The sequence below is a fragment of the Flavobacterium sp. MMS24-S5 genome (assembly GCF_050320125.1).
GTDB classification, from domain to species: domain Bacteria; phylum Bacteroidota; class Bacteroidia; order Flavobacteriales; family Flavobacteriaceae; genus Flavobacterium; species Flavobacterium tyrosinilyticum.
The window spans coordinates 3,652,352-3,676,521 of sequence record NZ_CP190016.1 but is presented as its reverse complement, the minus strand read 5'-3'; the positions used below and the strand labels follow the sequence as shown (position 1 = coordinate 3,676,521).

The window sequence follows — 24,170 nt, the reverse complement described above, 5'->3', positions numbered from 1 at the left end:
TGCCTCTATAACACTCACATATATACGGCGTTAGTATGGTTTCTCAAATTACACGAGGCATAAAAATATCTGTTTTGACTAGTTTTGAAGGCACATACTTCAAAAACTACAAGATTCATTTTGCTTTTAGCTACGTAGTTACCATCGAAAATCATAGTAAAGATTCGGTACAATTAACTTCTCGCCATTGGGAAATTTTTGACTCTTTAAATGATTTAGAAGTTGTAGATGGTGAAGGTGTAATTGGTAAAAAACCAGTTCTAAAACCTGGCGAAAACCATACTTACAGTTCTGGCTGTTTATTATCGTCTCCTTACGGTGCAATGAAAGGTCATTTCAATATGATCAATTTTACTACCACAAAAACATTCAAAGTAATTGTTCCTACTTTTAGAATGTGTGCTCCTTTTGCATTAAATTAAGATATAGTTTACATCTATAGCTTTTATCGTTATCTTAATCATAAAATTGACAATTTATTAATTTATCCTTTGTACTTTTGTGCAGCGTTAGATTATTCGTAACAAAACAAATCGTCTAACTTTAAATTGTCTAATTCACAAATTTTAAATAACATGCTTAAAGGATTTTTTCATGTACCAAAAGCGGTAAACGAGCCTGTAAAGAGCTACGCACCAAACTCACCAGAAAAAGCTGCTGTTCAGGCTGCTTATACCACAATGTGGAATTCTCAAATTGACGTTCCTTTATATATTGGAAACGAAGAAATTAGAACTGGAAATACAAGAAACATTACAGCTCCACACAACCACAAACACGTTGTTGGGAAATACCATTTAGCTGAAAAACAACATATTGAAAAAGCAATTGCTAATGCACTTGAAGCAAGAAAAGCATGGGCTAACATGGCATGGGAACAACGTGCTGCTATTTTCTTAAAAGCTGCTGAACTTATCGCATGAACCATACAGAGCTCGTATTAACGCTGCTACAATGATTGGTCAATCTAAAAATATTCACCAAGCAGAAATTGATGCATCTTGTGAATTAATCGACTTCTTACGTTACAATGTTGAGTTTATGACTCAAATCTACAACGATCAGCCAAAATCAGATTCTACTGTTTGGAACCGTGTAGAATACAGACCATTAGAAGGTTTTGTTTACGCTATTACTCCTTTTAACTTTACTGCTATTGCTGCAAATCTTCCTGCAAGTGCTGCTATGATGGGTAACGTTGTAGTTTGGAAACCAAGTGATAGCCAAGTATTCTCTGCAAAAGTTATCATCGATGTCTTCAAAGAAGCTGGAGTTCCAGACGGAGTTATCAACGTAGTTTTCGGAGATGCTTTAATGATTACAGATACTGTTTTAGCTAGCCGTGATTTTGCTGGTGTACACTTTACAGGATCAACTCATGTATTTAAAGATATTTGGGCTAAAATTGGTGCAAACATCAACAATTACAAAACGTATCCAAGAATTGTTGGTGAAACTGGAGGTAAAGATTTTATCATTGCTCACCCAAGTGCAAACGTAAAACAAGTAGCTACAGGAATTACTCGTGGAGCTTTCGAATTCCAAGGACAAAAATGTTCTGCAGCTTCTAGAGCTTATGTTCCGCAAAGTTTATGGCCAGCCGTAAAAGAGCAATTAATTACTGATGTAAAATCTATGAAAATGGGTTCTCCAGAGGATTTTGGAAACTTCATTACAGCAGTTATTCACGAAGGTTCTTTTGACAAATTAGCTAGCTACATTGACCAAGCAAAAAAAGATGCTGACGCTGAAATCATCGTTGGAGGAAATTACGATAAATCTGTAGGATACTTTATTGAGCCAACGGTTATTGTAACTACAAATCCTAAATATACTACAATGGAAACTGAGTTGTTTGGACCAGTTATCACGATTTATGTTTACGAAGATGCTAAATGGGAAGAAACTCTTGAATTAGTAGATACTACTTCTGAGTATGCTTTAACAGGAGCTGTTTTCAGCCAAGATCGTTATGCAATTGAAGTAGCAACTACTAAATTACAAAACTCAGCTGGTAACTTCTATATTAATGATAAACCAACTGGAGCTGTTGTAGGTATGCAGCCATTTGGTGGAGCAAGAGCTTCTGGAACTAATGATAAAGCAGGATCTGCATTAAACTTATTGCGTTGGGCTTCTCCAAGAACTATCAAAGAAACTTTTGTAACTCCTGAAGATTACAGATATCCATTCTTAGGTTAATCTGATTTTAGAGTTTAGATTATAAAAAAGCGGGAATTTCAAATGAAATTCCCGCTTTTGCTTTTGCAATTAGAATTATATAAAAACGCACATCCTTCTGCATATTATATTTTTGTAATACTTTTCTTATTTATTTAAAAATCAGCACTTTAAAAAACTTATTTGCCTTATTTTAATACTTTAAAAACTTTTTGTTCCAGTCAAAAAAAAATCATCCTTATAAATTTGCTTCAATCTTAATTGATATTAAAAGATTTAATAAAATAAACAATATAAGAATGAGAAATCTAAACAATGTTCCTAAGATTATTATGGAATCAAAAAGTATTGGACATCCAATAGATTACAAATGGACAAAAAGAAAAATAAACGAACTTTTAAATCCATCAGAAGAAAATATTAACCTTGAAGACACTCTAATGCAAATTAATCACAAAGGGTCAATTGGTTTAACTGCTGCATTGTTAGAATGGATTTATTGGCGTTTTACAGGGTATACTCAAGCAACAACCGATACACAAAAACGTATTGAAGCACTTTGGTGTTCCATTAATAATCGCGAACAAACAAACCCTTTATTATTTGATACCGATTTTGAAATATCTGCTTCAGGTTCAGTAAATGGTGCATTATGGATTGCCTTAATGAATGTTAGAATGATTGATGTTAGATACAGAAAAGGTTCTTACTTTTTACAAAGCGAACTTATTGGACTGGTTCTTCTTGCACGCCATATTACGCCTAAAAAGAAAAAATTTGACAAGTGGTTTAGTCAAACCATTATAAAGTTAATTCACTCACATCCTAATCCATACAAAAACGATGAATTAGATCAAAGCGATGAAGCTGTTTACGATTCTTCAAACGAATCTGTAATTTCCAGAGAATTTTTCTTTGATACAGAATTCAAATATACAGTTGAAGCAGCTGAAAACTCAATTCATAACTTCATTGATAATTTAAATATAAAAGCAAATCCTTTCTTAGATTTTTCTAAAAAAGCATCTTAGTTAGGACTATTAATTCAAAAACCGGAAAGAAATTCTTTCCGGTTTTTTTTTATCAAACTAAGGCTTAAATTTTAAAGGAAGATGAACCACTTTTTTAGTTTCAAAAAACTCATCCTCAAATATTGCAGCTAAATCATACAAAGTGGCATTCGGAAAATCTTTTAATTCTTCTGTTAAATCGCCACCTTTTAAATATAGTATTCCATTTTTTAAAAGATGCTTGTGTTGCTTTTTGATTTTATCTTTTATCCAAGAAACAAAATCTGGCATATTGGTTACCGCACGGCTAACGATAAAATCGAAATCACCTTTTACCAATTCGGCACGTTTTTGTTCCGCTTTCACGTTCTTTAATTCTAATGCATCTACAACTCCTTGCACCACTTTTATTTTTTTTGCAATCACATCAATCAAATAAAAACGAGTTTCAGGAAATAGAATCGCTAACGGAATACCCGGAAAACCACCCCCAGTTCCAACATCTAAAACTGTCGCTCCAGGCTCAAATTTCATAATCTTAGCAATTCCTAACGAATGCAAAATATGTTTTGTGTATAAAGAATCAATGTCTTTGCGCGAAATGACGTTGATTTTTTCATTCCAATCGTGATATAATAAGTCTAATTTTTGAAACTGTTCGATTTGAAGATCGGTCAAATTGGGAAAATATTTCAATATCTCATCCATTGCTGTAAATTTTTAACAAAAGTACTACTTTACGATTGAAATATTTAACTCAATTTTGCAAATTGAGAATTTATAATAATTACCTTTGAAACCTATTTAAAACAATTATGAATAACACGGCTCCAACTTTTGCAAGGCAAGACAATTTGAAGTTCTTCAGAACGCTTAACTCTCGGGTAAACAATTACTTCAAAGAAAACAATATCAAAAAAACCGGAAACTGGAAATTACACTTAAAAGCCATTATTCTATTTGCTGTTTTTTTAACTCCATACTTTTTAATTCTTACACTTGACATGCCGTTTTGGGTAATGTTGCTTTTATCTATCGTAATTGGTATTGGAATGGCTGGTGTTGGAATGAACGTTATGCACGATGGTAATCACGGTTCTTATTCGACTAAAAGCTGGATTAATAAATTTATGGGAGGAACAATTTATGTTCTTGCCGGAAATGTTTACAACTGGCAGGTACAGCACAATGTATTGCATCATACTTACACCAATATTCCTGGGCACGACGAGGATCTGGATGCAGGAAGAATTATCCGTTTTACAGAACATGCAGAATGGCATAGTTTTCACCGTTTCCAGCATTATTACTCTGTTTTCTTGTATGGCTTATTAACTTTTAATTGGGCCATTACTACCGATTTTAAACAGATGAGAAATTATCTTAAAAGAAAATTATCATACGGTGAACCAAAAAGCCCAAAAATTCTTTGGACAACCCTTATTATTACTAAAGTTATTTATATCTCTATTTGGATTGTTTTACCAATGGTAATTGGAATTACGTGGTGGAAAGTACTTCTTGGATTTTTCGTAATGCATTATACTGCGGGATTAATTTTAAGTATTGTATTTCAGTTAGCACACGTTGTAGATCATACTACAAATCCTTCTCCAAATGAATTGGGAGAAATGGACAACACCTGGGCTGTTCACCAACTGTACACTACAACTAATTTTGCACCAAAAAATGCAATCGTAAACTGGTATACAGGAGGATTAAATCATCAAATCGAACATCATATTTTCCCTAATATCAGTCACATTCACTATGGTAAAATTGCAAAAATCGTGAAGGAAACTGCAAAAGAATGTAATTTACCCTATTACGAATACAAAACAATGGGAAGCGCTATTGTAGCCCACTTCAAACATTTACGTGACTTAGGAATGAAACCTGAATTATCTGTTTAAACTAAAAAAAATCTATTAATAATTAACCTTCCTTAATAGGCGCAGCAAATTAAGGACATTCAAAATTTTTATAATGAATCATATTCTTTCGGACAGAATCAACAATCTTGCAACTTCGCAGACATTAGCAATGGCCGCTTTGGCAAGAGAATTAAAAGCACAAGGAAAAGACATTATCAGCTTAAGTTTAGGTGAGCCAGATTTCAATACGCCAGACTTTATTAAAGAAGCAGTAATAAAAGCAGTAAACGAAAATTATAGCACTTATTCTCCAGTAGAAGGTTACCTTGAATTGAGAGAGGCGATTTGCAGAAAATTCAAAAGAGACAACGATTTAGATTATAAACCATCACAAATCGTAGTTTCTACAGGAGCAAAACAATCTTTATACAACATTGCACAAGTAATGTTAAACGATGGAGACGAAGTTATTTTACCAGCTCCATATTGGGTTTCTTATTTCGAAATCGTAAAACTTTCTGGAGGAGTTCCAGTTGAAGTTCCAACTTCTGTTGAAACAGATTTCAAAATTACTCCAGAGCAACTAGAAGCTGCAATCACACCAAAAACAAAAATGATGTGGTTTTCTTCTCCATGTAATCCTTCTGGATCTGTTTACAGCAGAGAAGAATTAACAGCATTGGCAAAAGTTTTAGAAAAACACCCAAATATTTACGTAGTTGCAGACGAAATCTATGAGCATATCAATTTCTCAGGAACTTTCTGCAGTATCGGTTCAATTCCGGGAATGTTCGAAAAAACAATTACTGTAAACGGAGTTGCAAAAGCATTTGCAATGACAGGATACAGAATTGGGTACATCGGAGCTCCTGAATTTATCGCAAAAGCTTGTACAAAAATTCAAGGACAAGTAACTTCTGGTGCAAATTCTGTAGCGCAAAGAGCTACTATTACAGCTGTAGATGCTGACCCAAGCGTATTAAACGAAATGGTTCAAGCTTTCCACGGTCGTAGAGATTTAGTGGTTGGATTATTAAAAGAAATTCCAGGAGTAAAAATCAACGTGCCAGAAGGTGCATTTTATGTATTCCCAGACGTTTCTTCTTTCTTCGGAAAAACTTTAAAAGGAACTGAAATCAAAGATGCAAACGATGTTTCGATGTATCTTTTAGCTGAGGCAAACGTTGCTACAGTAACAGGAGACGCTTTCGGAAATCCAAACTGTATTCGTTTCTCTTATGCAACAAGCAACGATATTTTAAAAGAAGCATTACGCAGAATCAAAGAAGCTTTGACTGCATAACAATATTCTAAGTTTTATTAAAAACGGCTTAAGGTTCAAAAGTTTCATCATTTTTATACTTTAAGCTGTTTTTTTTTATGAGTTTATTTTGGGCGTGTCCCTCTGGGTCGGGCTATCCGCTACAAGTCCTCGCACTTCCTTCGTCAGGCTGTGGGCTTTCCACTTCTATCCCTCACGCAAACCGTAAACGAGAAAAATTCGTTTTCAAAAGAAAACAATATCTGGTTCAATTGCCTCCAGCTTCAGCTGGAGGTTATAATTAAACTTCTATATAGGCTTTAGCCAAACTATGCATTCGGCTAAAGCCACTAACTTGATCCTTTTAATTCCTCCAGCTAAAGCTTGAGGCAATTGAAACAAAAATATAAGTTTCAAAATTCCCATTCCACAATATTATAAAACCCCAAATGTAATCCTGTAAAACATTCCATTCTATAGTTCCCATCTTTGTAATGTATTAATTTAAAAACTATTAGTCATGATACATACAGATGAAACCACACAAGAAGCAGTTAAAACTTTAGAAGGATTAATTTCAATCCTTGAAGACGGAAAATTAGGATATACAGATGCAGCAGAACATATAGAAAATCCTGCAATGAAAACAGATTTCCTTGAATATGCCCGCGAACGCGCTTTATTTATTGTAGAACTACAAAATCAAATCAATAAACTAGGAAAATCAACAGACAACTCAGGAGGAAGGCCACTAGGAGCTTTACACCGAGTTTGGATCGATATTAAATCGGCATTTACTGGCGGCGACACAGAAGCCATTATAAACGCTTGTATTACAGGTGAAGAAGCTGCTGTTGAAAAATACAAAAAAGCACTAGAAGAAAATCATTTAGAGCACGATCAGATCTATATTGTTTCTAAACAATTAAACAGTATTCAAAATACTTTATCACAAATTAAAATGAGAGCAAGCTAAACGATTCATGCTTTTTTTTGAAAACTGCTCAGTCTTCGGATTGGGCGGTTTTTTTTATTTGTTTAATTAAGATAACAATTCTTACATTTGTGGCGCTAAAAAAATCTTAACTAATCAAATAAAACCTAATGAAGTTTATAATCCGCTTTCTATTTACATTTGTTCTCTTTATCAGCCTATTTTCTAATCATTTAAGAGCACAAGCAACAGGTAACTTCATTAAAGCATCAATAGGTTACGGATCAAGTTCTTCTTATTATATCGAAGATTATGGAAGCCAGGATGAAGTAGATGTTATGGGAGGAGGCCTTTATCTTCAAGGCGAATATATTATAGGACTAAAATCATGGTTTAGTATAAGACCTTACGCTGGTGCCATTTTTGAATCTGTTGATGAAGATCAAAATCTGCAAAATCAACCTCAATATAAAGTAACAACTAATGCTTTTTTGATGGGAGGAAAAGTTCGTCTTTGTGCACCAATTCCATGGGTCGCTCCATTTATTGAAGGTGGTATCGGAACGTCGATTGGCAAATTCGAGACCTTTACACCAAACGTTAATTTTAATAAAAGCGATGTTTTACTACATATTCCATTTAGTATTGGATTGGCTGTCGGCAGACATAATAATTTCGAAATCGGAATTTCTGGGTATTTTCATCCAGCTGCAAAACAGTCTACCGCCGTATTCGCACTTGGGTATAATTTCCCGCTCGATTAATTATCTTTCTTAATCAAAAATTAAAATTAAATCATTCCATATTAAGTTAACAATTTCAAAAAAATCGCTTCATCGCTAGCAAACTCGAATAATTTATTAGACCTTTGCACACTTTTTTTCGGGAATACCACAAAAGTCTAAAGTTTTAGAAATGAAGAAGAAAATCGAAATATTAGCTCCTGCTAGAGATTTAATTGGAGGAATCGCTGCCATAAACAGTGGCGCTGATGCTGTATATATTGGCGCGCCACAATTTGGAGCGCGCTCTAATGCCAACAACTCAATCGAAGATGTGGCAGAACTAGTTAAATACGCGCACTTATTTAACGCACAGGTTTTTGTGGTTATGAATACCATTTTATACGACAATGAATTAGAAACTTGTCGCGCTATGATTTGGGAATTATACGATATTGGTGTCGACGCCCTGATCATTCAGGATATGGCGATTATGGAAATGGACTTGCCTCCTATCGTACTTCACGCCAGTACACAAGCCAATAATCGTGACGCAGATAAAATTAAATTCCTAAAAGATGCCGGAATCAAACGTGTTGTTTTAGCACGTGAATTAAACTTGCATCAAATTAAAACAATATACGACCACGCTGATGTTGAACTAGAGTTTTTCGTAACCGGAGCTTTATGTGTTTCTTTTAGCGGAAACTGTTATATGAGTGTGGCCAACGGAGAACGTAGCGCCAATCGTGGTTCTTGCGCGCAAAACTGCCGTTTACCTTATAACCTAATCGATGGAAACGGAGATACTTTAATCAGAAACAGTCACTTGCTTTCGATTAAAGATTTAGATGTTTCAGATCAGATTCCGAATTTGATTGAAGCTGGAATCGTTTCTTTCAAAATCGAAGGAAGATTAAAAGACGTTGCTTATGTTAAAAATAACGTATCTTATTTACGTCAGAAATTAGACAGCTATTTAGAAGGAAGCGATAAATACATTAAAGCCTCTTCAGGAAAATGCACGTATACTTTTGATTCTACTTTAAGCAGAACTTTCAACCGTGGTTATACCGATTATTTCGTAAACGAAAGACACAGTTCTATTGGTTCTTGGGAAAGCCCAAAATCAAAAGGACAATATATTGGTAAATTAATTAGAACTGTCGGAAACGCTTACGAGATCGAAAACGGCGAATTATTAAACAATGGTGACGGACTTTGCTTCATCAACGAAAATAATGAAGCTGACGGAATCTACGTAAACAAAGCCGAGAACGGAAAAGTATATCCAAACGTTCTGAAAGAAATTAAAGACGGAACTTTCATCTATAGAAACAACGACGCTGCTTTCATTAAAATTGTTGAAAGAGAAGACAGTGCAATCCGTAAAATCGGAACTACTTTATTGCTTACAGAAAACGAAAACGGTTTTGAATTACTCGCTACCGACGAAGATGGAAACGTAAGTACAGTAAAATTAGAGCACCCGAAAGAACAAACGAAAACGGGCGAATCGATCGAAGAAAACATCAAAGTTCAATTAGCAAAAACAGGTTTCACACCTTACAGCGCCGATGAAATTAATGTAATGTTCTCTGAAAACTGGTTCCTTCCTATTTCAAAAATCAACGAAATGAGAAGAAATGTTTTCGAACAATTATCAGAAATTCGTCTAGCAAATTACGTTCGCGAAGAACACCAATTGGTAAAAACGTCACATCCTTATCCAGAAACCAAATTGGATTTCATGTACAACGTTTCGAACAAAACCGCTCGTAAATTCTACGAACGCCACGGTGTTACCGAAATCGAAAAAGCATTCGAATTACAATGGGATCCAGGAAAATCTCGTGTAATGACAACCAAATATTGCATCAAGTACGAGTTAAAAAAATGCCCAATTCACCAAAAAGACATTGTAGGTGTTAAAGTAAAAGAACCTTTGGTTTTAAAACAAGGTGAGTTGGAATACAAACTAAAATTCAACTGCAAACCTTGTGAAATGGAAATCTGGGAAAAAGATGCTGAATTTGAGATTGAAGAAGATCATTTTCACTAAAAAAGTTTAATCGCAAAGGACGCAAAGTTTACGCAAGGTTCGCAAAGATTTTAAAATATCTTTGCGAACCTTTTCTTTTACTTAAAAACTTGACCTTGCGTTCTTCGCGTAATTCTTTGCGCTCTTTGCGGTTAAATTAATTTGCAAAATCAGCACGAGAACTTTGCGGTTAAAAAAAGCTTTTTCCCTACTTTTACTACTCAAACAATACAACACACCAAAATGAAAATATTACTCCTAGGTTCAGGCGAATTAGGCAAAGAATTTGTCATTGCCGCACAACGAATCGGACAAACCATAATTGCAGTTGATAGTTACGAAAATGCTCCAGCCATGCAAGTCGCACACGGTTTTGAAGTCATCAACATGCTTGACGGCGAAGCACTTGATCGAATCGTAGCCAAACACCAACCCGATTTTATAGTTCCAGAAATAGAAGCTATTCGTACCGAGCGTTTTTACGATTACGAAAAACAAGGAATTACCGTTGTTCCTTCAGCGAAAGCGGCAAACTTTACCATGAATCGTAAGGCTATTCGTGATTTAGCAGCAAAAGAATTGGGATTACGAACAGCAAAATATCAATACGCAACATCTGCAGAAGAACTGCAAAAAGCCGTTCAGGAGGTTGGAATTCCTTGCGTGGTAAAACCATTAATGTCTTCGTCTGGGAAAGGACAATCAACAATCAAAACAGAGAGCGATATCGAAAAAGCATGGCAATATGCTGTTGCAGGTTCTCGTGGTGATGTTATCGAAGTTATTGTAGAAGCTTTTGTAGATTTCCATTCAGAAATTACACTTTTAACGATTACTCAAAATAACAACCCAACTTTGTTTTGCGCTCCAATTGGTCACAGACAAGAAAGAGGCGATTACCAAGAAAGCTGGCAACCAGCTTTGGTATCAGAAAAGGATTTATATGAAGCTCAGGATATGGCCGAAAAAATTACGGAAGCACTTGGCGGTGCCGGACTTTTTGGTGTTGAGTTTTTCCTAACCAATGAAGGCGTTTATTTCTCTGAGCTTTCTCCCCGCCCGCATGATACCGGAATGGTAACTTTAGCAGGAACGCAGAACTTCAACGAATTTGAACTGCACTTAAGAGCTATTTTAAGCCTTCCGATTTTTGAAATTACTTTAGAAAAAGCTGGAGCAAGTGCTGTAATTTTAGCATCAGAAGATTCAGCCAATCCAACTTTCAGCGGAATCGAAAAAGTAGCCGCTTTACCCAAAACCGATTTCAGGATTTTTGGAAAACCGACGTCAAGACCTTACCGAAGAATGGGTGTGGTTTTAAGCCACGATACACTTTCAACTCCAATTACCGAAGTAATAGAGCGTGCCAAAGAAACGGCAAAATTAATAACTGTAAACTCTTAGAAAATGAAAAATATACTTTTAGCGACTTTCCTTTTTATTGGAATCGCAGTACAGGCGCAAGACAAAAAGAAATTTGACAAACCAACAATCGTTGAAGCTTCTTGCGGAGAATGTCAGTTCGGAATGAAAGGTAAAAGCTGTGATTTAGCCGTTCGCATTGACGGAAAAAGCTATTTCGTGGACGGAACTACAATTCACGATCACGGAGATGCACACTCAGAAAAAGGTTTTTGTAATGCGATTAGTAAAGCTTTAGTTACGGGAGAAATTAAAGGAGATAGATTTAAAGCAACTTCATTTACTTTAATAGACGATAAAAAATAATGGCATTAATTCTCGAAAACATTGCCAAACACGTTTCTCTGACACAAGAAGAACAGGCGCTTTTTTTATCTAAACTAGAAACCAATACTTACAAAGCCAAAACGCTTTTATTAAACGCCGGCGAAGTCTGCAAACATTCGTATTTTGTAAACTCTGGAATTTTAAGAAGTTTCAATATCAACGACAATATTGTTGAACACGTACTTTCTTTCGCTTGCGAAGGCTGGTGGATGAGCGATATGTACAGTTATTTTTCGCAAAAACCGGGACAGCTTTTTATTGAAGTTCTGGAAGAAGCCGAAGTAGTTTCTTTGTCTAAAGAAAATCAGGAACAATTGTATCTTGAAATTCCAAAACTGGAACGCTTTTTCAGAATTTTAATTGAAAATTCATTGGTTGCAAATCAGCAGAGATTAATGGATAATTTGAGTTTACCTGCGGAAGAACGCTTTGAAAAATTCACTAAAAAATACGGAACATTGGTGCATAAAGTTCCTCAAAAACAAATCGCTTCTTTCATTGGTGTAACACCGGAATTTTTCAGTAAAATGAAAGCTCGCCTTTTGAAAAAGTAAAATTAAACCATTAAGATATTAAGATTCATTAAGCTAGACTTAATCTTCCTTATTTTTAAGGATATAAAGCTTAACTTTCTTAATATCTTAATGGTAAAAAAAAGAATTAAAATTGCTCAACCTCTGTAGAGTGTTCCATTGCGGTTATTGCTGATTTTCCTAACATTACCGTGTTCTGAACGGCATCGAAATAAGAAGTTCCCACAAAAGCCTGATGTTTTACCGCTCTGAATCCGTTTTTCTGTAAAGCGAATTCGCGTTCCTGCAATTCTGAATATCCTGCCATTCCTCGCTCTTTGTACGCTTTAGACAATTCGAACATACTTGTATTCAAAGCATGGAATCCTGCTAAAGTGATGAACTGGAAGCTATATCCCATTGCAGCCAAATCTTCTCTGAATGTTTCCATTTCAGCAACTGATAATTTTGCTGCCCAATTGAAAGACGGAGAACAATTGTAAGCCAGCATTTTATCTGGAAATTCTTTTTTCATTGCTTTTGCAAATTTTCTAGCATAATCTAAATCCGGATTACTGGTTTCCATCCAAATTAAATCGGCATAAGGTGCGTAACTCAAACCTCTTGCAATTCCTTGATCGATTCCGTTATTTACATAAAAGAAACCTTCAGGCGTTTTCTCGCCCGTTAAAAACTTTCTGTCTCTTGGATCTGCGTCGCTCGTTAATAAATTAGCTGCATCAGCATCTGTTCTTGCCACAATTAAAGTTGAAACGCCCATAACATCTGAAGCCAGTCGTGCTGCAATTAGTTTATTTATCGCTTCCTGAGTTGGAACCAAAACCTTTCCACCCAAGTGTCCGCACTTTTTAGCAGAACTCAGCTGATCTTCAAAATGAACTCCAGAAGCTCCAGCTTCAATCATAGATTTCATCAATTCGAAAGCATTTAAGTTTCCTCCAAAACCTGCTTCAGCATCGGCTACAATTGGAACTAAATAATCTTTTTTATCTTCAATATTATTTACAATCTGAATCTGATCGGCACGCAACAACGCATTGTTGATTTTTTTAACCACCATCGGAACGCTGTTTACTGGGTAAAGTGATTGGTCAGGATACATTTCGCCCGCCAGATTTGCATCAGCAGCAACCTGCCATCCGCTTAAATAAATCGCTTCTAAACCCGCATCGACTTCCTGAATTGCTTGATTTCCAGTCAACGCCCCCAAACCCGCAACATAATCCTGACTTTTTAACTTTCTCCATAACTTTTCTGCACCCATTTTCGCAATAGAATGCTCAATTTTATAAGACCCTTGAAGCGTTACTACTTCGCTTGCGGTGTAAGGACGCTCAACACCTTTCCATCTCGGGTTTGTAATCCAATCGTTAATCAATTCCTGAATTCTGTCTTCTGTTGTTTTCATAATATAGTTTAGTTAAAGTGGTTCGTAAGTTTAGTATTCAGTCGCAGTTTTTAGTTTTCAGTTTAACTGGACTAACTTTTCTCATTTTATCTGCCTGATCTGCAAAATCTGCGGGAAAAAAATTATTCGCTCGCAGATCTGGCAGATTGAGCAGATTTTAAAAGTTTATAAGTATTTGTAACACGGAATCGTCAAGAAATCAACGAAATCTGAATTTACCACTAATCTTTCCAATACTTTTTCAGCTAATGGAAATTGTTGTTTTTCATGATTTTCTTCGCCTAATTCCTCTTTGATTTTACTGAATTCATCTAAAGCCAATTCATGATAATAAGCCAAATCTAATTTTCGTCCATTATCCAAAAACACTTTATTCTGAAGCCATTGCCACAATTGCGATCTTGAAATTTCGGCCGTTGCTGCGTCTTCCATCAAATTATGCAATGCTGCAGCACCTTGTCCGTTCAGCCAGGAAGCCAAATACAAAACTCCAACATTGATATTTTTTCGAACACCATTTTCAGTGATGATTCCAATTGGCGGTTCAATCAAATCGGCTTCTGTAATTTTTCGATGTTCTCTTTTTATATGAATCTGATTTGGAGTTGGCATTCCTTTATCAAAAATCTCTTTTGCTATTGCAACTAAATCTGGATGCGCTACCCAAGTTCCGTCATGACCGTTTCGAACTTCACGCTCTTTGTCGGTTTTTACTTTTGCAAAAGCAACTGCATTGGCTTCTTGATTGTTTCGAATCGGAATCTGTGCTGCCATTCCACCAATCGCATGAATTCCTCTTTTATGACATCTCTGAATTACCAAATTCGAATAGGCATTCATAAAAGGCGAAGTCATATTTACCTGATCGCGATCTGGAACAATGAATTTTGGATTTTTTCTAAACTTCTTGATGTATGAGAAAATGTAATCCCAACGTCCGCAATTCAAGCCAACAATATGGTCTTTCAATTCGTGAATAATTTCATCCAGCTGAAAACTTGCCGTTATGGTTTCAATTAAAACCGTCACTTTTATCGTTCCTCTTTTCAGTTTCAAATAATCCTCGGTAAAATCAATTACGTTATTCCACCAGCGCGCTTCCAGATAATGTTCTAATTTCGGAATGTAGAAATGCGCCAGAATTATTTTCCAAAAGTCGTTTATGATTATGAAAAACATACAGTCCGAAATCTATCAAAGAACCCGAAATTTCTTTTCCTTCAATTAAAACATGCTTTTCTGGCAAATGCAAACCTCTTGGGCGAACAATCAGCGTTGCTGTTTTTTCATTCAAATGATACGATTTCTGTTTAACCAAATCTGTAAACGTAATTGTTTTTTTTACTGCATCAATTAAATTCACTTGCCCATCCATCAGGTTTTGCCAAGTTGGCGAAGTGCTGTCTTCAAAATCGGCCATAAACGTTTTGGCGCCAGAATTCAAAGCATTGATAATCATTTTACGGTCAACTGGACCAGTAATTTCCACTCTTCGATCCAGTAAATCTTTAGGAATTTCTCCAGCTGTCCAATTACTTTCTCTGATGCTTTTTGTTTCAGGAGTAAAAACGGGCATGATTCCCTGATCAAAAGTGACTTGTTTCTGTTCTCTCTGTAAAAGCAATAATTTTCTTTGCGATTCGAATTTTCTGTGCAATTCGATAATAAACGCAGTCGCTTCTTCTGTCCAGATTTTTGGATAAGCAAGCTTTTTGTCGGCTAGGAATTCTATAGCCATTTCAGTAATCTCTAATTGGTTTTTCATAGCTGCAGATTTTAATTTTTAATTTGACTAAACAGATTTTCTATTCAATCCTTTTCATCGTATCAAAACAACTCAATCATAACTAATTCATAATTAACAAGTTTCAACGATACAATGTTATAAAAAAGTTTTTCACAAAACAAGCGAACGTTCGCTAAATTTTAAAAATATTTTTTTGGCGATTATTTTTAGATTACTTACATTTGGATTATGGATATCGAAAAAGACTATATAAAGCTGATTTTTGGGCTAAAAATGAAACAAGTTCGAACGCAAAAAAACTTGTCTCTTTTTGGCTTAGCCAAACTGACCAATCTTTCAAAATCGTACTTAAACGAAATTGAAAAGGGAAAAAAATATCCAAAAACAGATAAAATTCTGCTTCTTTGTGAACATTTGGACGTGAATTACGACCAAATGGTATCTTTAAAACTCGACAACAACCTCGCTCCTATTGGCGAAATCTTGAAATCAGGAATTTTAAAAGAGATTCCGCTCGAGCTTTTCGGGATCCAGGAAGCGGATTTAATCGATATTATTGCGAATGCTCCAGCAAAAGTCAATGCGTTTATTAGTACAATAATCGAAATCGCACAACATTACAATTTAAGTCGAGAAAGTTTCTTTTTGGCGGCTTTGCGCTCGTATCAAGAAGCGCACAGTAATTATTTTGAAGATTTGGAAGAAAGAGTAGTTGCGTTTTCAAAGTCTTTTCAGATTAACCTGGATTCTAAAATCAGCGTTGAAGAATTGGAAGCTATTTTAAAAGAAGAATACGAATATAATATCAAAGAAATCGTTTTTACAGATCAGGAAGCTTTGGGCGATTTGCGCTCTATTTATGTTCCGACAAGCAAAACTTTATTGCTTTCTACCGAACTTGACGCTCCACAAAAAGCTTTTATTTTAGCTAAAGAAATCGCTTATAATTATCTAAAAATATCCGATCGATTACTGACTTTCAGCTGGATTAAGTTTGAAAATTTCGATCAGGTTTTGCATAACTTTTATGCTTCTTATTTTGCCGGTGCTTTATTATTGCCGAGAAAATTAGTTGTCGATAAAATCAATTCTTTTTTAGAAAATGAAAATCCAAAACCCGAAGAATTTGTTCAATTAATTGAAAGTTTTGAAGTTTCGCCCGAATCTTTTTACCAAAGATTGACCAATTTATTGCCGAAAGATTTTCAGTTGAAAAATTTATTCTTTTTAAGATTATCACATAAAATCGATTCTGATTTTTACCAGATCAATAAAGAGTTGCATATTACACATCAGCAAGAACCACATGCGAATGAAACCAACGAACATTATTGCAGAAGATGGGTTTCGGTAAAAACAATTGACGAAGCGATCAAACAAAACAAATCTCATTTTTTTGATGCCCAAATATCGAGTTATGCCAATAGCGGAAACGAATATTTAGTATTTTCATCGGCAACAAAAGATCCTTTTTTGCATGATACCATTCGAAGTATTTCTGTTGGAATTTTGATCAATCCAACCATGAAAAAGAAATTCAAATTCATCGACGGAAAACCTTTGGTGAAACGAATTGTTGGTGTAACTTGTGAGACTTGCGCTGTCAAAGATTGCTTAGAAAGAGCCGCCCCACCAATTGTTTTAGAAAGAAAAAAACGCCACGAGAATACAGATGCTGTTGTACAGCAATTTATGAATCAATATAGTTAGAATGCCATGAAATATTTTGCTTTACTCATCACGCTGTTTTTCATTAACTTCAACCAGAAAACAGATAAACTTACTGGCCGATACAATTATTTGATTGAAAACGATAATGATTATATCCTAAAAGATAAAATTACTTTTAAGGACAGCATTTTTGCCTTTGATAACAAATATTTGCCGAAAGGAAAAGTTTCTTATGGCAATGTAATACTATTGGATAATTTCATTAATACCGATTTGATTATCAGTATTCCAAAAGACCAAATCGAAAAAGATACAATTCCTTTTTTTATGCATGATAAGAAAAGCCCTTCTGCGAATTATCTTGATGAAGTGGTAGGGAAAGGCAAATTGGTTAGGATTAAGTAGTTTTTAATAATCTCGCAAAGACGCTAAGTCGCAAAGATTATTTTTCTTTGAGTGCAATTGTCTAACGCAATCTTGTCATCCTTAGGAACGAAGGATCACAGTCGGAAGTCGACAAAGATTGGCGATTATGCAGGCGCAATTTCTAGTGTGATCCTTCGTCCCTCAGGATCACAAACTGTATGGTTAATTTGAAGATAAAAAACCTTTAAAATTTCCAATCTTTGTAGAGTTACTTGCGAAGATTTCTCCTTCGTCGAAATGACAAACTTTATGGTGACTTTGAGGTAAAAACATGTTAATTTCCAATCTTTGTCAACTTCCGAGTGTATCCTTCGTTCCTCAGGATGACAAACTTTGTGGTTACACTTTGTGTTCAATCGTAAATAAAACTTCTTCTGAAAACTAAAAACTTCTAAAATAGCCCCGATAGAAGTGGAAATCCTTTTGTGTCTCGTTCCTTTAACGAGACACAAAAGATTGAAACGGATAGCGGGACTAAACGTCTTTTGAAAACGATACTTCTGCTCCCGAAAAAAACTTAGCATCTCAGCATCTTAAAACCTCAGAATCTTTCTTAATCTACATTAAGTGCTTTTCGTCTACATCGACTGTATCTTTGTACTATCAAAATCAATAAAAGACAAAATCATGGAAAATATAGTATTGCACAAAGCAGACACAAGAGGAAATGCAAATCACGGATGGTTGAACGCTTATCATAGCTTTAGTTTTGCGAGCTGGTACAATCCCGATAGAATTCAGTTTGGAGCGCTTCGTGTTTTGAACGATGATACGATTGCTGCGGGAATGGGATTTGGAACTCACCCTCACGATAATATGGAAATTATTACGATTCCGTTGGAAGGTGATTTGGCTCACAAAGATAGCATGGGAAATACGGAAGTGATCAAAAACGGTGATATTCAGGTAATGAGTGCAGGAACTGGAATTCAGCACAGTGAGTTTAACCCGAATGAAGATCAGCAGACTAAATTGTTGCAGATTTGGTTGTTTCCAAACAAAAGAAATGTTACGCCACGTTACCAACAAATTACTTTGGATGTTGCCGATAGACACAATAAATTGTCTCAGGTTTTATCTCCAAATGCAGATGATGAAGGGGTTTGGATTCACCAAGACGCATGGTTCAATATGGGTAATTTCGATTCTGGAGTTACGGCCGAATATAAAATCAAAAAAGAAGGAAACGGAGTTTATGCTTTCGTTTTAAAAGGAAATGTAACCATCAACGGTCAGGAATTAAACTCTCGTGATGCAGTTGGAATTTCAGGAACTGATGTTTTAAATATTAAAGCCAATACAGATGCTGAATTTTTATTAATGGACATTCCGATGAATTATTAATTCAAACAAAAACAATTAATACCTGTACTTTGAAACGATAATAAATCTGGAAATCAGATTATTATCGTTTCTTTTTTTGCTCCATTTCAAAAAAGAAAGACTAACTTTATGAATAAGAAATTGGTCTGACTTTAAAATTAAATTCATCCTTAAAATTTTAAAACCATGAATCCAAATAACCTAACTAAAGAATATACAAACGGAGAAGTTACGATTGTATGGCAATCTGGAAAATGCATTCATTCTGCCAATTGTGTCAAAAACAATCCAGATGTTTTTCTCCCAAAAGAAAAACCGTGGATTACTCCAGAACAATCTACAACTGAGAAAATAATTTCTACTGTTAATAAATGTCCTTCGGGAGCGCTGACATTTTATATGAATAGCAAAAACTAAGCTTAAGCATTAGTTTTTTTCGCCACAGATTAAAAGGATTAAATTGATTTTTTTCGCCACGTCTCGAGCGATAGCGAACAGGCGTAGCAATTGCTCGAAATAAATTGAATTGAAATTTGTGGAAATTTGTGGAAATTCGTGGCAATATTTCTTTTAATCCTTTTAATCTGTGTAATCTGTGGCAAAAACAATCACATTTTTCATTTCTTAATCTAGGTTAAGTGCTTCAGGACAACTGTCACCGTAACTTTGTCCTATCAAAATGAAACAAATTAATTATTTAAAAAAATAAAATTATGGCAACTACAAAATGGTCAATTGACCCAACTCACTCAGAAATTGGTTTTAAAGTTAAACACATGATGTTTACAAATGTTTCAGGAAAATTCGGAACTTATGATGCTTCTGCAATCACAGAAGGAGAAAGTTTTGATAATGCAGAGTTCAGTTTTTCTGCTGATATTGCTTCAGTAGACACTGCAAACGCGGATCGTGACGGACATTTAAGAAGCGGTGATTTCTTTGACGCTGAAAATCACCCGAAATTAACTTTCAAATCTTCTGCTTTCAAAAAAATCAATGATGGTGAATATGAATTAACTGGAGATTTAGACATTAAAGGTGTTTCTAAAACAGTAAAATTCCCAGTTGAATTTAGCGGAATCATGACTGATCCTTGGGGAAATACAAAAGTAGGTTTAAGCATAGAAGGAAAAATTAATCGTAAAGATTGGGGTTTAAACTGGAACTCAGCTCTTGAAACAGGTGGCGTTTTAGTAGGTGAAGAAGTAAAATTAAACATCGAATTACAATTTGTAAAACAAGCCTAATTAAGCATTCTCGGATTTAATTGGTTGGTTAAGAAATCCTGTACTTTTTAGTATGGGATTTTTGCTTTTAGGAACGGGGCTTCGACTTCGCTCAGCCTGACAATCGTATTCTTAAAGATATCATATGTCAGACTGAGCGAAGTCGAAACCCTTTTTTACTTTATATTTCTAAATTCAGTCGGCGACATTCCGGTTTGTTTTTTGAAGAATCTGGAGAAATACGAATAATCTTCGTAACCGACTTTGAATGCTACTTCATTTACAGCTAATTGTTTGTCGATCAGCATTCTTTTTATTTCCAAAATCACTCGGTCTGTAATTACTTCTGTTGCTGTTTTTTGGAGAATTTCGTTACAGATTCTGTTTAAATGCTTCAACGTAATATTTAGTTTTTCTGCATAAAATGAAGGTAGTTTCTCTGTTCTGAAATATTCTTCTAAAAGCGATTCAAACGTATTGATTTTAATATTGTAAGAATGGGTTTGATGCGAATACGTTTCGCCATATTTTCTGGCGACTTCGATATGAATGCAATCCAATAAATTCAATAATTTGTCTAATTGGTATTTATTAGCTTGATTATTTTCTTGAATCAACAAATCGAAATAAGGTAGGATTTTCGGGATTTCCTTTTCTTCAAAAACCATCTCGGGGCGGTTTTGAATGGAATGGTAAAAATTGTAATCGTTGATTTTTTTCTGTCCGAAATACAGATTGTACAATTCCTGTGAAAAGATAATAACGAAACCTTCAATATCTTCCGATAAATTCCAATGGTGCATTTGTCCAGGTTGAAGCACAAAAAGACTTCCTCTTTTGATTTCGAATTGATCAAAATCGACTTCATGCAATCCCGACCCCTTTGTAAAAAAGACCATTAAATAGGAATCGTGGCGATGCGGTTCTTCTACAAAACTGTGACTTTTTAAATGCTCTTTAAAAGTATTTACATAAAAATCACGATGAATGTCGTTACAGCTAAAATTCTGAACACTATAAATGGGATATTTTTTCATAATAGGTATTATTTATTTTCTTGATTATAAAAATCCCCCGTTTTCCATTTTGTAATTTGGAATTTGCTTTTTGAAAATTTTAAATCAAAATGTCTTTATTGTGCTATAATAAGCGAAGATACTAAAAAGACTTTTATAATGCTCTGAATTACCTTTGTATAAACAAAAATCAACAATATCATGTCAAGCGCATTAACTCATATTTTAAAAAACGAATGTCCTGTTTGTCATAAAGGAAAAGTTTTTACAGACAAAAATATTTTTCTGAATTTCAGTTTTCCGAAAATGAATGAATACTGCAGTCATTGCAATTATAAATTCCAAAAAGAGCCTGGTTATTTCTTTGGCGCTATGTATGTAAACTACGGATTAACAGTTGCTCAAGGAATTGCAACCTATTGTATTGCACAGTATTTTTTCGAAACAAACTTCGATTTAAGAATCCTTCCTATTATTGCTATTGTGATTACTTTACTGACTCCTTTTAATCTTAGATTTTCAAGATTAGCATGGATTTATATGTTTAAGGGATATACGAGCTAAAAAAATAGTACTTTTGCCTCTCAATTGAAACTAATTTTCAATCAAAAAAAATAAAAAACAAATTAGACAAATGAAAGCATACGTATTTCCGGGTCAAGGTGCGCAATTCACAGGAATGGGTAAAGACCTTTATGAAAATTCGGCTTTAGCCAAAGAATTATTCGAAAAAGCAAATGAAATTCTAGGTTTCAGAATTACAGATATCATGTTTGAAGGCACTGCCGAAGAACTAAAAGAAACTAAAGTAACGCAACCAGCTGTATTTTTGCACTCTGTTATTTTAGCTAAAACTTTAGAAAATTTCAAACCGGAAATGGTTGCAGGACATTCATTAGGAGAATTTTCAGCTTTAGTTGCTAACGGAACTTTATCTTTTGAAGATGGTCTTAAATTAGTTTCTCAGCGTGCTTTGGCGATGCAAAAAGCTTGCGAAATCACCCCATCTACAATGGCTGCTGTTTTAGGTTTAGCGGATAATGTTGTGGAAGAAGTTTGTGCTTCTATCGACGGTATTGTGGTTGCTGCAAACTATAACTGCCCTGGACAATTAGTAATTTCTGGCGAAACTACTGCTGTTGAAAAAGCTTGCGAAGCAATGAAAGCTGCTGGAGCAAAACGTGCTTTGATTTTACCTGTTGGAGGAGCTTTTCACTCTCCAATGATGGAGCCAGCAAGAGAAGAATTGGCTGCCGCAATTGAAGCAACTACTTTCTCTGCTCCTATTTGCCCAGTGTATCAAAATGTAACTGCCAATGCGGTTTCTGATGCAAACGAAATTAAAAAGAACTTAATCATTCAATTGACTGCTCCTGTAAAATGGACTCAGTCAGTACAGCAAATGATCGCTGACGGCGCTACTTTATTCACTGAAGTTGGCCTGGAAAAGTTTTAACTGGATTGATTAATAAAATTGATAAAGAAGCTGCTGTTGCTAATGCGTAATTTTTAAGTTGTCAGTAATCAGTTAAAACAATATTTATAAAAAATCCTCATGAACAGATTGTTTATGAGGATTTTTACTTTTATAACTCTTTTGCTTCTACACTGTAATTATTTAGAATTCCAGTAATAAGATAATTTTGATTTCGTTTTTCAAAAAAAATGTACCAAGTCGTTCTCGTATTAGATTTATAAAAGATATAATTTAATCCTAAATATTGAAGCGGTTTTGGAGTTTTCTTATGAGGAAAACTTGAAACACTCGAAATAATAAAACCAACAATTTTATCTATATAATTCTGAGCAGATTCAGAAAAACCAAAATACTCTTCCTTAAAAAGTGTATAAACTAAATTATCAAAATATTCCAGAACGTTATTTTCAAAAATTATTTTTTCCAAGGATAAGCTTTTATTCTTTTAGACATTTCAGCTTTAAACTCCTCTGGCGTCAATCCTTTTGCAAATTCCGCATCAAAATCGAAAGTTTCACGATCTATACCTTTAAATTTTGGTTTTTGAACTTCGTATTCTACTCTTGGTTCTTCAACCTTGTTCTTTTTATTTTCTTTATCCGAGCCCATTATTCCTACATTTTAATTCTTACAAATTTACAAAATAAAATGAATCAGATTTTACAAAACTTTCTTTTCCTTCTTCTTGTAATTTACAATAAAAACACCGAGAATAATTAAAGCTGTAGCAATAATAAAATCTATTGTAATCACTTCGTCTAAAAGCAGCCAGCCTAGAAAAACTGCAATTATCGTATTGATGTACGATAAAATAGAAACCTGCACTGCTGTAACATGTTTCAGAGCGTAATTATAGCTAAAAAAAGCAATTACAGATCCAAAAATCGACAAATACAATGCTGCTAAAATACTTTTAGAACTCCATAAGCTCACATCAATATTGGGCGAAAAAATAAATGCCAAAACAATCTGGATGCACGAAGCCATTGTAAACTGGTAAAATAAATTAAGAATTATATTTTTAGATTTATTCCCATGAAGTTTGGTATAAATTGTTCCTCCAGCCCAAGCCAATATCGCAAATCCCATGAACATCATTCCGGTTCTATAATCAGCATCTAAAAAGGATCCGAGGCCGTCTTTAAAAATAAAAACCACCCCTGAAAATCCAATAATTACACCTATAAATCCTCTTAAACTCATTTTTTGCAGTCCAAACATAATGCTGCCTAGAAAAATAAGTATCGGAGACAAGGCACTTATCACAGATGCTAATCCGCTAGGTACAGTCTGCTCGGCTATGGTTGTAAACCCATTTGCTATTACAATCATTAACACAGAAGGAACGAGCTGATGTTTTAAATTCTCCCATCCAATCCATTTTAACTCTTTCTTAAACAATAAAATTGTCATCATGATCAATCCCGCTAATCCCTGGCGAATTGAAGTTACAAACCAAGGCGGAATCGTTTCAACTGCAACGCGAATTCCTAAAAAGGTTGTTCCCCAGATAATTCCAACTGCTGCAAGAGCAAAAATTAATTTATAATCTAAATTTTGTTTCATAAAAA

At 34.7% G+C, this 24,170-nt stretch carries 22 protein-coding genes and 3 pseudogenes; 18 read left to right on the top strand and 7 right to left on the bottom strand.

Annotated features, from left to right (window positions below; genetic code table 11):
• Window positions 1-35: 35 nt before the first annotated feature.
• The 3 genes and pseudogenes from apaG to ACPWTF_RS16910 all read left to right on the top strand — a co-directional run bounded on the left by apaG (window position 36) and on the right by ACPWTF_RS16910 (window position 3,212).
• Window positions 36-422, top strand: coding sequence for a Co2+/Mg2+ efflux protein ApaG (gene apaG, locus ACPWTF_RS16920; protein WP_008467225.1), 387 nt, complete (start codon window positions 36-38; stop codon window positions 420-422).
• Between the two features lie 153 nt (window positions 423-575).
• Window positions 576-2,202 (top strand): annotated as a pseudogene (gene pruA, locus ACPWTF_RS16915) (L-glutamate gamma-semialdehyde dehydrogenase).
• Between the two features lie 278 nt (window positions 2,203-2,480).
• Entirely contained in the window at window positions 2,481-3,212 is a 732-nt protein-coding gene (locus tag ACPWTF_RS16910; protein WP_427872246.1) for a hypothetical protein, read from the top strand.
• 57 nt (window positions 3,213-3,269) lie between these two features.
• Here ACPWTF_RS16910 and rsmG read toward each other — a convergent pair whose 3' ends face one another.
• Window positions 3,270-3,899, bottom strand: coding sequence for a 16S rRNA (guanine(527)-N(7))-methyltransferase RsmG (gene rsmG, locus ACPWTF_RS16905; RefSeq protein WP_250834046.1), 630 nt, complete (start codon window positions 3,897-3,899; stop codon window positions 3,270-3,272).
• Window positions 3,900-4,006: 107 nt separating this feature from the next.
• Here rsmG and ACPWTF_RS16900 point away from each other — a divergent pair, with 107 nt between their 5' ends.
• From ACPWTF_RS16900 to ACPWTF_RS16865, 8 genes are all read left to right on the top strand, one after another.
• Entirely contained in the window at window positions 4,007-5,104 is a 1,098-nt protein-coding gene (locus ACPWTF_RS16900; RefSeq protein WP_427872245.1) for a fatty acid desaturase family protein, read from the top strand.
• Window positions 5,105-5,177: 73 nt separating this feature from the next.
• On the top strand, window positions 5,178-6,368 hold the full coding sequence (locus ACPWTF_RS16895; RefSeq protein ID WP_379796257.1) for a pyridoxal phosphate-dependent aminotransferase: 1,191 nt from the start codon (window positions 5,178-5,180) through the stop codon (window positions 6,366-6,368).
• A gap of 478 nt (window positions 6,369-6,846) precedes the next feature.
• On the top strand, window positions 6,847-7,302 hold the full coding sequence (locus ACPWTF_RS16890; protein ID WP_427872244.1) for a ferritin-like domain-containing protein: 456 nt from the start codon (window positions 6,847-6,849) through the stop codon (window positions 7,300-7,302).
• Window positions 7,303-7,430: 128 nt separating this feature from the next.
• Entirely contained in the window at window positions 7,431-8,024 is a 594-nt protein-coding gene (locus ACPWTF_RS16885; RefSeq protein WP_427872243.1) for a hypothetical protein, read from the top strand.
• Between the two features lie 151 nt (window positions 8,025-8,175).
• Window positions 8,176-10,044, top strand: coding sequence for a peptidase U32 family protein (locus tag ACPWTF_RS16880; RefSeq protein WP_427872242.1), 1,869 nt, complete (start codon window positions 8,176-8,178; stop codon window positions 10,042-10,044).
• 222 nt (window positions 10,045-10,266) lie between these two features.
• On the top strand, window positions 10,267-11,427 hold the full coding sequence (gene purT, locus ACPWTF_RS16875; protein WP_427872241.1) for a formate-dependent phosphoribosylglycinamide formyltransferase: 1,161 nt from the start codon (window positions 10,267-10,269) through the stop codon (window positions 11,425-11,427).
• Window positions 11,428-11,430: 3 nt separating this feature from the next.
• Window positions 11,431-11,751: a DUF6370 family protein gene (locus ACPWTF_RS16870; protein ID WP_379796245.1), complete on the top strand. Its 321-nt coding sequence runs from the start codon at window positions 11,431-11,433 to the stop codon at window positions 11,749-11,751.
• Window positions 11,751-12,326, top strand: coding sequence for a Crp/Fnr family transcriptional regulator (locus tag ACPWTF_RS16865; RefSeq protein WP_427872240.1), 576 nt, complete (start codon window positions 11,751-11,753; stop codon window positions 12,324-12,326). Before ACPWTF_RS16870 ends, ACPWTF_RS16865 begins: the two co-directional genes overlap by 1 nt.
• A 106-nt stretch (window positions 12,327-12,432) precedes the next feature.
• On the opposite strand, the gene aceA is transcribed toward ACPWTF_RS16865, so the two are convergent.
• Together aceA and aceB are read right to left on the bottom strand one after the other, a co-directional pair.
• Window positions 12,433-13,713 carry an isocitrate lyase gene (gene aceA, locus ACPWTF_RS16860; protein ID WP_320492775.1) on the bottom strand — a complete coding sequence of 427 codons (1,281 nt, stop codon included), beginning with the start codon at window positions 13,711-13,713 and terminating at the stop codon, window positions 12,433-12,435.
• 165 nt (window positions 13,714-13,878) lie between these two features.
• Window positions 13,879-15,478 (bottom strand): annotated as a pseudogene (gene aceB / locus ACPWTF_RS16855) (malate synthase A).
• Between the two features lie 210 nt (window positions 15,479-15,688).
• Here aceB and ACPWTF_RS16850 point away from each other — a divergent pair.
• The 5 genes from ACPWTF_RS16850 (at window position 15,689) to ACPWTF_RS16830 (ending at window position 20,127) form a co-directional block, all read left to right on the top strand.
• Complete coding sequence (locus tag ACPWTF_RS16850) at window positions 15,689-17,170, top strand: helix-turn-helix domain-containing protein (RefSeq protein ID WP_427872239.1); 1,482 nt, start codon at window positions 15,689-15,691, stop codon at window positions 17,168-17,170.
• A 6-nt stretch (window positions 17,171-17,176) separates the two neighbouring features.
• Window positions 17,177-17,536, top strand: a complete 360-nt coding sequence (locus ACPWTF_RS16845) for a hypothetical protein (RefSeq protein ID WP_427872238.1) — start codon at window positions 17,177-17,179, stop codon at window positions 17,534-17,536.
• A 648-nt stretch (window positions 17,537-18,184) separates the two neighbouring features.
• Entirely contained in the window at window positions 18,185-18,901 is a 717-nt protein-coding gene (locus ACPWTF_RS16840) for a pirin family protein (protein WP_427872237.1), read from the top strand.
• Between the two features lie 165 nt (window positions 18,902-19,066).
• Window positions 19,067-19,297, top strand: a complete 231-nt coding sequence (locus ACPWTF_RS16835) for a (4Fe-4S)-binding protein (RefSeq protein WP_427872236.1) — start codon at window positions 19,067-19,069, stop codon at window positions 19,295-19,297.
• A gap of 296 nt (window positions 19,298-19,593) precedes the next feature.
• A complete protein-coding gene (locus ACPWTF_RS16830; protein WP_427872235.1) occupies window positions 19,594-20,127 on the top strand; it encodes a YceI family protein in 534 nt (177 codons plus the stop codon).
• A gap of 155 nt (window positions 20,128-20,282) precedes the next feature.
• Here ACPWTF_RS16830 and ACPWTF_RS16825 read toward each other — a convergent pair whose 3' ends face one another.
• Window positions 20,283-21,143 carry a helix-turn-helix domain-containing protein gene (locus ACPWTF_RS16825; RefSeq protein WP_427872234.1) on the bottom strand — a complete coding sequence of 287 codons (861 nt, stop codon included), beginning with the start codon at window positions 21,141-21,143 and terminating at the stop codon, window positions 20,283-20,285.
• Between the two features lie 180 nt (window positions 21,144-21,323).
• On the opposite strand from ACPWTF_RS16825, the gene ACPWTF_RS16820 reads away from it, so the two are divergent.
• Entirely contained in the window at window positions 21,324-21,686 is a 363-nt protein-coding gene (locus tag ACPWTF_RS16820) for a DUF983 domain-containing protein (protein ID WP_427872233.1), read from the top strand.
• Between the two features lie 70 nt (window positions 21,687-21,756).
• A pseudogene (fabD, locus tag ACPWTF_RS16815) lies at window positions 21,757-22,628 on the top strand (ACP S-malonyltransferase).
• Window positions 22,629-22,708: 80 nt separating this feature from the next.
• Here the strand turns inward: fabD and ACPWTF_RS16810 are convergent.
• Genes ACPWTF_RS16810 through ACPWTF_RS16800 form a run of 3 tightly spaced genes read right to left on the bottom strand, consistent with a single transcriptional unit; the run spans window position 22,709 to window position 24,165 of the window.
• Complete coding sequence (locus ACPWTF_RS16810; RefSeq protein WP_427872232.1) at window positions 22,709-23,026, bottom strand: hypothetical protein; 318 nt, start codon at window positions 23,024-23,026, stop codon at window positions 22,709-22,711.
• Complete coding sequence (locus ACPWTF_RS16805; RefSeq protein ID WP_427872231.1) at window positions 23,014-23,208, bottom strand: hypothetical protein; 195 nt, start codon at window positions 23,206-23,208, stop codon at window positions 23,014-23,016. Before ACPWTF_RS16805 ends, ACPWTF_RS16810 begins: the two co-directional genes overlap by 13 nt.
• Window positions 23,209-23,259: 51 nt before the next feature.
• On the bottom strand, window positions 23,260-24,165 hold the full coding sequence (locus tag ACPWTF_RS16800) for a DMT family transporter (RefSeq protein ID WP_250834064.1): 906 nt from the start codon (window positions 24,163-24,165) through the stop codon (window positions 23,260-23,262).
• Window positions 24,166-24,170 lie beyond the last annotated feature (5 nt).